The following is a 7,551-nucleotide window of genomic DNA, read 5'->3' on the forward strand; positions in this document are numbered from 1 at the left end:
GGTCTACTGGGCCGGAACCGAACGCTGCGCCGAGTTTTACGGCCACCTGGAAGGTGCGGTCAGGTCCGGGCAGGAGGCGGCTCGGCGGATCCTCGCGGCCGGTCGGGTGGGCCGGTGAGCCCGGCCGCTCCGTCGGCGGCGGGCGGGCCGGCCGGCGACGGGCTGCGGTTCGGCCTGCTGCTGCCGAACGCGGGCTACTACGCCGATCCCGCCCGGCTGCTGCGACTCGCCCGGGCCGCCGAGGGATCCGGTTGGGACGGGGTGTTCCTCTGGGACCACCTGCTGCTCGACCGGGCCACCCGGCTGCCGTTGGCCGACGCCTGGACCGCCGTCACCGCGATCCTGGCCGGCACCCGGCGGATCCGGGGCGGGCCCCTGGTCACCCCGCTCGCCCAGCGGCAACCGTGGAAGGTCGCCCGCGAGACCGCCACCCTCGACCACGTCTCGGGCGGCCGGCTGGTGTTCGGCGTGGGTCTCGGCGCCAGCGGTGACACGGACTTCGCCGCGTTCGGCCTCGACCCGGACGTGGCCGCGCGGGCCCGGCGGGTGGACGAGTCGCTGGCGGTGCTGGACCGGCTGTGGAGCGGCCGGGAGGTCAGCCACCGGGGCGACCAGGTACGCCTGGACCGGGTGGTGTTCCTGCCGCCGCCGGTACAGCGGCCCCGGATCCCGGTCTGGGTCGCCGCCACCTGGCCGGCCAGCAACCCTGGGCCGCTGGCCCGGGCCGCGCGCTGGGACGGTGTGGTCCCGATGGTGCGCGAACCCGGCGGCGGGCTGCGCGGACCGGATCAGGCGGAACTCGTCGCCATCCTGGCGGCGACCCCGGCCCGGGCCTCCGGATGGACGGTGGCGGTCCCAGGTCGGCTCCCACCGGACGACCTGCCGCGCGCCCGGGCCCTGGTCGCCGGTTACCGGGCCGCCGGGGCCACCTGGTGGCTGGAGTCCTTCGACCCGTGGCGCCGCGATCCCCGGCAGGCATGGTCGTGGGCCACCCAGGGACCGCCTCGGCCATGACCGATTCGGCGGCTGCCGGTCCGGGCAGGTCGCCGCCCGTCGCGCACACCACCTGGCCCACGTGACCGACGGTCTAGGGCCGGCGAACGACAGGAGGTACCGGTGGCGATCCTGGGTGACGTACGGCTGCTGGCCGTCGCGCTGCGCGCGGCCCGGGCGCCGCTGACGGTCGCGCTGGCGCTGCTGCTCGTCCTCGGTGCCCTGCTGCCACCGGCCGGCGCGGTGGCGATGGCACACCTGGTGGGCAGGATCCAGAGCGCGGTACCCGCCGACGCGGCGCTGTCGGCGGTGGCGCTGCCGTTGCTCGTGTTCGTCCTGGTGCTGGTGCTCGGGCATGTCGTGGACACCGCGGTGGCGCCGCTGGCGTTCCTGGCCACGGCCCGCGTCGACGGCGCGCACCGGGCGCGGGTGGCCGGCCTGGCCGCCGCCGGTTCGACCATCGCTCCACTGGAGGACCCGCAGGTCCGGGCACTGATCCGGGCGGCGCGGGCCGACCCGGAGAACTGGACCGAGCAGACCCCCGGCGCCGGTGCCGTCGCCGGCCTGCGGCTGGCCGGCAACCTGGTCGGGGTGGCCGGCGGCTGCCTGGTGCTGGCCCGGTACGCGGGCTGGCTGGTGCCGGCGCTGCTGCTTCCCGCCCTGTTGAACGGGGTGCTCCGGCAGCGGGACGCCGCCCGGGGCATCGCGGTCTGGCGGGCCGGGACCCTCGACGGAGCCCGTGGCCAGCGGTGGCAGGATGTGGCGACCTCGCCGGCGGAGGGCAAGGACATCCGGATCTACGGGCTCGGCGCCTGGCTGACCGCCCGGATCCAGCGGCACGCCCTGGCCATGGAGGCTCCGGTCTGGGCGTTGCTGGCCCGGACGATCCCGCGCGAGGCCGGCCAGTTGCTGTTGGTCGGCGTGCCGCTGGTGGCCGGTTACACGGTGGTCGCGGCCGGCGGGGCCGGCGCACCGGTGGGATCCGACCGGGTCGTCGCGGCCACGGCCGTGCTCGTCAGCGGCGTGGCCGTCTTCCAGGCGCTGGGGTGGACCGAGGACCTGCGGGTGGCCGTCGCGGCGGTCGGTTGCCTGCGCGCCACGGTGGACCTGGCCAGCCGGCTGCCCACACCGGATCAGGGCGGAGCCTCGCGTCCGGCGGCCGGCACGGGCCCCGACGGGGCCGCGCGGGTACGCCGGGTCGGACCGCCGTTGGTCCGCTTCGAGGGAGTCTCGTTCGGCTATCCGGGTGCGCGGCGACCGGTCCTCGATCGCCTGGACCTGGAGATCCGGCCGGGCGAGTTGCTCGCCGTGGTCGGCCTGAACGGCGCCGGCAAGTCGACGTTGATCAAGCTCCTGGCCGGCCTGTACGAACCGGACGAGGGCCGGGTCACCGCCGACGGTGTGGACATCGCGGTGCTCGGGGCAGCGGCCTGGCGGAGCCGGCTGGCGATTGTCTTCCAGGACTTCGTCCGCTACCACCTACCGGCCCGGGACAACGTCGTCCTCGGCCGGGGCGACCACCCGCCGGACCCGGTCGCGCTCGACGCCGCCGCCGCGGACGCCGGCCTGGAACCGGTGCTGGCCCGGCTGCCGGCCGGCTGGGACACGCCGCTGGCCCGTACCGTGGCCGGCGGGGTGGATCTCTCCGGCGGGCAGTGGCAGCAGGTCGTGCTGGCCCGCGCTCACTACGCCGTCCGGATGGGGGCCGAGCTGCTGGTCCTCGACGAGCCGACGGCGCACCTGGACGTCCGGACCGAGTTCGAGGTCTTCAGCCGGCTGGCCGGGAACCGGGGCGGGGCGAGCGTCGTGCTGATCTCGCACCGTCTCTCCACTGTCCGCCACGCCGACCGGATCGTGCTGCTCGACGGGGGGCGGATCACCGAGAACGGCGATCACGACGAGCTGGTCGCCCGCCGGGGGCGGTATGCCGAACTCTTCGCGATCCAGGCCCGCCGGTTCGCCACCGGCGGACGCGGGTGACGGCCCGCCGGGCGACCGGTCATCCCGCGCCCGACACCAAGCCCGTCCGTCCGTACCGTTACCTGCTCCTCTGGGCCGAACTGCTCGCCGTCTCCTGGCGCCGCGCCCCGCTGCTGACCGCCATGCAGTTCGTCATCCCCGCCGCCATGGCGACCGCGGTCATCGGCGGTGCGCTGGCCCTGCGGGTGACCGTGGACGCGATGATCCGCGGTGACGCCGGTGGCGCGGTCGCCGGCGCGGCGGGTGCCGGGCTGGCCGGCACGGCGGGCATCGTGCTCGGCGCGCTGGACTCGCACACCGCCGGGATCCTCATCGGCAGGGTCGCCGTCCTGGACCTCAATCCGCGCGTCCACCGCGACATCACCACCCTCGACGGTCTGGAACATCTGGAACGCAGCGACTTCCAGGACAGGCTCACCCTGGTCCGCAACGCCGGCTGGGAGATCGTCCTGAGCCTCTGGTCCGCCAACGGGGTCCTCTTCGCGGTGCTGGAACTCACCGTCATGCTGCTGCTGCTCGGCACGGTGAACCCCTGGCTGCTGTGGCTGCTGGTCTTCGCCGCCGTACCGCTCTGGTTCGACCAGCGGGGGAACAGCGCCATCATCCGTGCGGACCTCCGCGCCGCCGCGCCGATCCGCCGGCAGCGGCACCTGTTCGACCTGGCCACCGATCCCGCCGCCGGCAAGGAGATCCGGGTCGCGGGCGCGGGTGCCGAGCTGGCCCGCCGGCAGGCCGCCGCGTGGGACGAGGCGGTGCGGCTGCGGCTGCGGGCCCAGCTGGTCGCCGCCGGATGGCGGATGGCGGGCTGGTTGCTGTTCACCGCCGGTTTCGGTGCCGCACTGGTGCTGGTCGTGCACCAGGCCGCCCGGGGCGCCGGCTCGGCCGGTGATCTGGTGCTTGCCGTCACCGTCGCCGCCGCGCTGCGGCAGTCGGTCTACACCGGGGTCCGTTACACCACCAACGTGGCCAGCGCCGGGCGCGTGATCGAACCGTACCTGTGGCTTCGCGACCATGTCCGCGCGCAGCGGACCCGGGTCGGTGGGAGCGCCCCGTCGCCGCCCCGGTTGCGTCACGGGATCACCCTCGACCGGGTCGGCTACCGGTATCCCGGCGCGACCGGGCCGGCCCTGGCCGACATCAGCGTGCACCTGCCGGCCGGATCGGTGGTCGCGCTGGTCGGCGAGTACGGGTCCGGCAAGACCACGCTGGTCAAGCTCCTCGGCAAGCTGTACCAGCCGGACACCGGACGGATCCTCGTCGACGGCGTGCCGTTGGACGAGCTGGAGACCCGGACCTGGCGGTCGCGGATCAGCGCCACGTTCCAGGACTTCGGCCGGTTCCCGACCCGCTTCGCCGAGAACGTCGGCGTCGGTGACCTGCCACGGCTGTCGGACCGGGAGCGGATCGCGGCGGCGGTGCGCGAGGTCGACGCCACCGCACTGGTGGACCGGCTTCCGGACGGCCTGGACACCGAACTGGACGCCGCCCTCGGTGGGGTGGACCTGTCCGAGGGACAGTGGCAGAAGACCGCCCTGGCCCGGGCCGCGATGCGCCCGGAGCCGCTGCTGGTCCTGCTCGACGAGCCGACCGCGTCCCTCGACGCTCCGAGCGAGCAGGAGATCTTCGACCGGCAGATGGAGCGTTCGCGCCGCTCGGCGGCCGGCACGAACGCCGTCACGGTCATCGTCTCGCACCGGTTCTCCACGGTCACCGGCGCGGACCTCATCCTCACCCTGCACCACGGACGGCTCGTCGAGGCGGGCAGCCACCGGGAACTGGTGGCCGTCCCCGGTGGCCGGTACGCCACGCTCTACCGGATCCAGGCGGAGGCGTACGCGCGGGAGGGGCGGCGACCGACGGCTGCCGGAGCGGGCGGCCCGGAGCCGGACGTGCACCTTCGCCCCAACTAATGCGCGCTGATTCCCCACGCGCCACCACGGAATTGTCGACAGCGCGCACGGGAGTTTGGAGTCGTTCCAAATCATTGACCTCTCACCATACGGATGAACTCTCCACTATCCCCATGACAATCATCTCCATGGATGCCACTATGTCGAGATGGACGGGCGTTCAACTAACGGCTCATCTCCGCTTCTCCTCATGGAGGACGACAACGAGCTTGCCGAGATGTTGGTTGACCTGCTCACCGACGAGGGCTATCCCACCGACCGCGTCGCCGACGGCCAGCGCGGCCTCCACTTCGGGCTGACCCGGTCGTACCGGGTGATCGTCGTGGACCGTGGGCTGCCCGGAATCGACGGCCTGGACGTGGTCGTACGGCTGCGCCAGCGGGCCGTCAACGCCCGCATCCTGGTGTTGACCGCGCTCGGCGACACCGCCGACCTCATCGACGGGCTCGACGCCGGGGCCGACGACTACCTCGCCAAGCCGTTCGAGGTGGCGGAGTTGCTGGCCCGGATACGGGCATTGAGCCGGCGTGTCACCGACGACGCGGACACCATTCCGCTGGGGGCGGCCCGGCTCGACACGGCGCTGCGTGGGGTCCAATTACCGGGCGGGGGATTCGTGCGCCTGTCCGGCCGCGAGTTCGCGCTGATCCGTTCGCTCGCGACGCGACCCCGGGCGGTGCACAGCCGCAGCCAGTTGCGCCGTCACGTCTTCGACGGGGCCGACTCCGACTCAATCGTGGACACCTATGTGCACTATCTCCGGCGCAAGCTGGGAACAGGCGTCGTGCGTACCGTGCACGGGTTGGGTTACCAGATCGGCACCCTATGACCGGAGCGGTTCAGGACCGCGAAAATCGTATTCTGCGCTGTGCCCGACTGTCGGTGGCGGCGAGTCTCGCCGTCGGGATCAGCGGCATCATCCTGCTCGTCGGCGGTCTGGTCTTCCTGGCCGCCGGGCACCAACAGGACAGTGCCGCCGCACGTCCCCTCGACCACGCCCTCCACCGGGGCGATCCCGGTGACGCCCGCTCCGGCCTGTGGCTGTTCGTCCAGTCCGGCGAGGACTGGGACGCTCCTTCCGGGGCGCCCGCGGGCTTTCCGCTCCGCGACTCGATGCGGGCCGTCGCGATCGACGGAGGCCCACTGGAGGAGACCGTGTCGGTCAACGGCACCGTCTACCGGGTACGCACCGACCGGTTCGGGACCGAAGTGCGGCAGGCGGTCCTCGACGAACACCGCCAACGGCAGGACCGACGGCGATGGGTGGCCGTACTGACCGGCGGCGGCCTGGCGACCCTGCTCGTCGCGGTGACCGCCAGCGTCCGGGTGGCCCGTCGGGCGATCGATCCGGTGGCGAAGCTGCTGGACCTACGCCGCCGGTTCGTCGCGGACGCGAGCCACGAACTACGGGCCCCGCTGACCCGGTTGCACACGCGCGGCCAGCTCATGCTGCGCAGCGCGGACGACCTGCCCGAGCCGATCGCGGCCGAACTGCGGCGCATGGTGGCCGGCACCCGCGAACTCGGCGAGGTCCTCGACGACGTGTTGCGCGGGGCCCGGCTGCGGTCGCATGTGCCCGAACGCGAACGGGTCGATCTGGCCCACGTCGCCGCCGAACTGCTGGCCGCCGAAGCAGGCCGCCTGGCGGAGCGCGGGCTGGTCGCGGTCCTTCGGATGGAAGCGGGACAGTACCCGGTGCTCGGGGTCAGGCCCGCCCTGAGACGGGTGCTCTCCGCACTGGTCGACAACGCCATCGGGCACACCCCCGCGCGGGGCCGGATCACCATCCGCATCGCCGCGGTCGACGACGGCCGCACGGTGGAGCTGAGCGTCGGGGACACGGGCGTCGGCTTCGACCCGGCACGACACCCTGGGCTCTTCGACCGGTTCGTCCGAGGCGCCGACGGCCAGAGACGGGGCTACGGCATCGGGCTGGCCCTGACCCGCGAGGTCGTCGAGAGCCACGGCGGCACGATCACCGCCGCCGGCCGGCCGGGTCGGGGCGCCCGCTTCACCGTACGGCTGCCCGCGGCGCCGCCATCCCGGCCGAGACCGGCCGAGCAGAGGTCGGCGGCGGGGGCCGCAGCGGGGGACCGGTGAACGCACCGGGTCGTGGTGCGGCGCGTCGCGCGGACCACGGTACGGCGTCCGTCGCCTTGGGTCGGGGGTGGCCGGTCCCGCCTCCGCGCGTTCTAAGAACGTTCTGAGAAATATCCCCAAACATCGATGTGTGTGCGTGGTGGGCGCCGCGCCCCGTCGATCGGAGGACATGACACGATGCATCAGCAGCTGATCGAGCGCACCCCGGCGTGGTCCACGCCCCTCCTGGACCACCTCTGCGACCGGGACCGCCACCTGTTCCAGCACTACGGACAGGGGCTGACCACGACGCTGCCGGAAACCCACATCCACCACGCCGTCGAACGCCACGCCGCCACCCGCCCCGACACCGTCGCCGCCGAGCATCTCGGCGACACGATCACCTACGGCGAGCTGGACCGGCAGGCGAATCGGCTCGCCGCCCACCTCGCCGATCTGGGCGTACGACCCGGAGACAACGTCGCGGTGTTCGTCCGGCGCGGCATCCCCATGCTCGTCGCGATCCTGGCGGCACTGAAGGCCGGCGCGGCGTACGTACCGCAGGACGTCGGCCTCGCCCCGCCCACCC

The 7,551-nt window shown here is 73.6% G+C and carries 7 protein-coding genes; all 7 read left to right on the plus strand.

Annotated features, from left to right (window positions below; genetic code table 11):
* Positions 1 to 118: FAD-dependent oxidoreductase (locus E1165_RS30860; RefSeq protein WP_132394519.1), on the plus strand; the 118-nt coding region annotated here is incomplete at its 5' end.
* The gene (locus E1165_RS26890; protein WP_132394520.1) at positions 115 to 1,014 is read left to right on the plus strand and encodes an LLM class flavin-dependent oxidoreductase; all 900 of its coding nucleotides are present in this window, start codon (positions 115 to 117) and stop codon (positions 1,012 to 1,014) included. The genes E1165_RS30860 and E1165_RS26890, both read left to right, overlap by 4 nt.
* Positions 1,015 to 1,116: 102 nt before the next feature.
* On the plus strand, positions 1,117 to 2,973 hold the full coding sequence (locus E1165_RS26895; RefSeq protein WP_207917050.1) for an ABC transporter ATP-binding protein: 1,857 nt from the start codon (positions 1,117 to 1,119) through the stop codon (positions 2,971 to 2,973).
* Positions 2,970 to 4,883 (plus strand): ABC transporter ATP-binding protein, encoded by a 1,914-nt coding sequence (locus E1165_RS26900; RefSeq protein WP_243705006.1) that lies wholly within the window; start codon positions 2,970 to 2,972, stop codon positions 4,881 to 4,883. Before E1165_RS26895 ends, E1165_RS26900 begins: the two co-directional genes overlap by 4 nt.
* A 190-nt stretch (positions 4,884 to 5,073) precedes the next feature.
* Entirely contained in the window at positions 5,074 to 5,712 is a 639-nt protein-coding gene (locus E1165_RS26905; RefSeq protein ID WP_243705007.1) for a response regulator transcription factor, read from the plus strand.
* 53 nt (positions 5,713 to 5,765) lie between these two features.
* Positions 5,766 to 6,983, plus strand: a complete 1,218-nt coding sequence (locus E1165_RS26910; RefSeq protein ID WP_165945334.1) for a sensor histidine kinase KdpD — start codon at positions 5,766 to 5,768, stop codon at positions 6,981 to 6,983.
* Positions 6,984 to 7,160: 177 nt separating this feature from the next.
* Positions 7,161 to 7,551 (plus strand): AMP-binding protein (locus E1165_RS26915; RefSeq protein WP_165945335.1); only part of this gene is annotated, 391 nt, incomplete at its 3' end.

It is taken from the genome of Micromonospora sp. KC723, assembly GCF_004348595.1.
In the GTDB taxonomy this organism is placed as follows: domain Bacteria; phylum Actinomycetota; class Actinomycetes; order Mycobacteriales; family Micromonosporaceae; genus Micromonospora.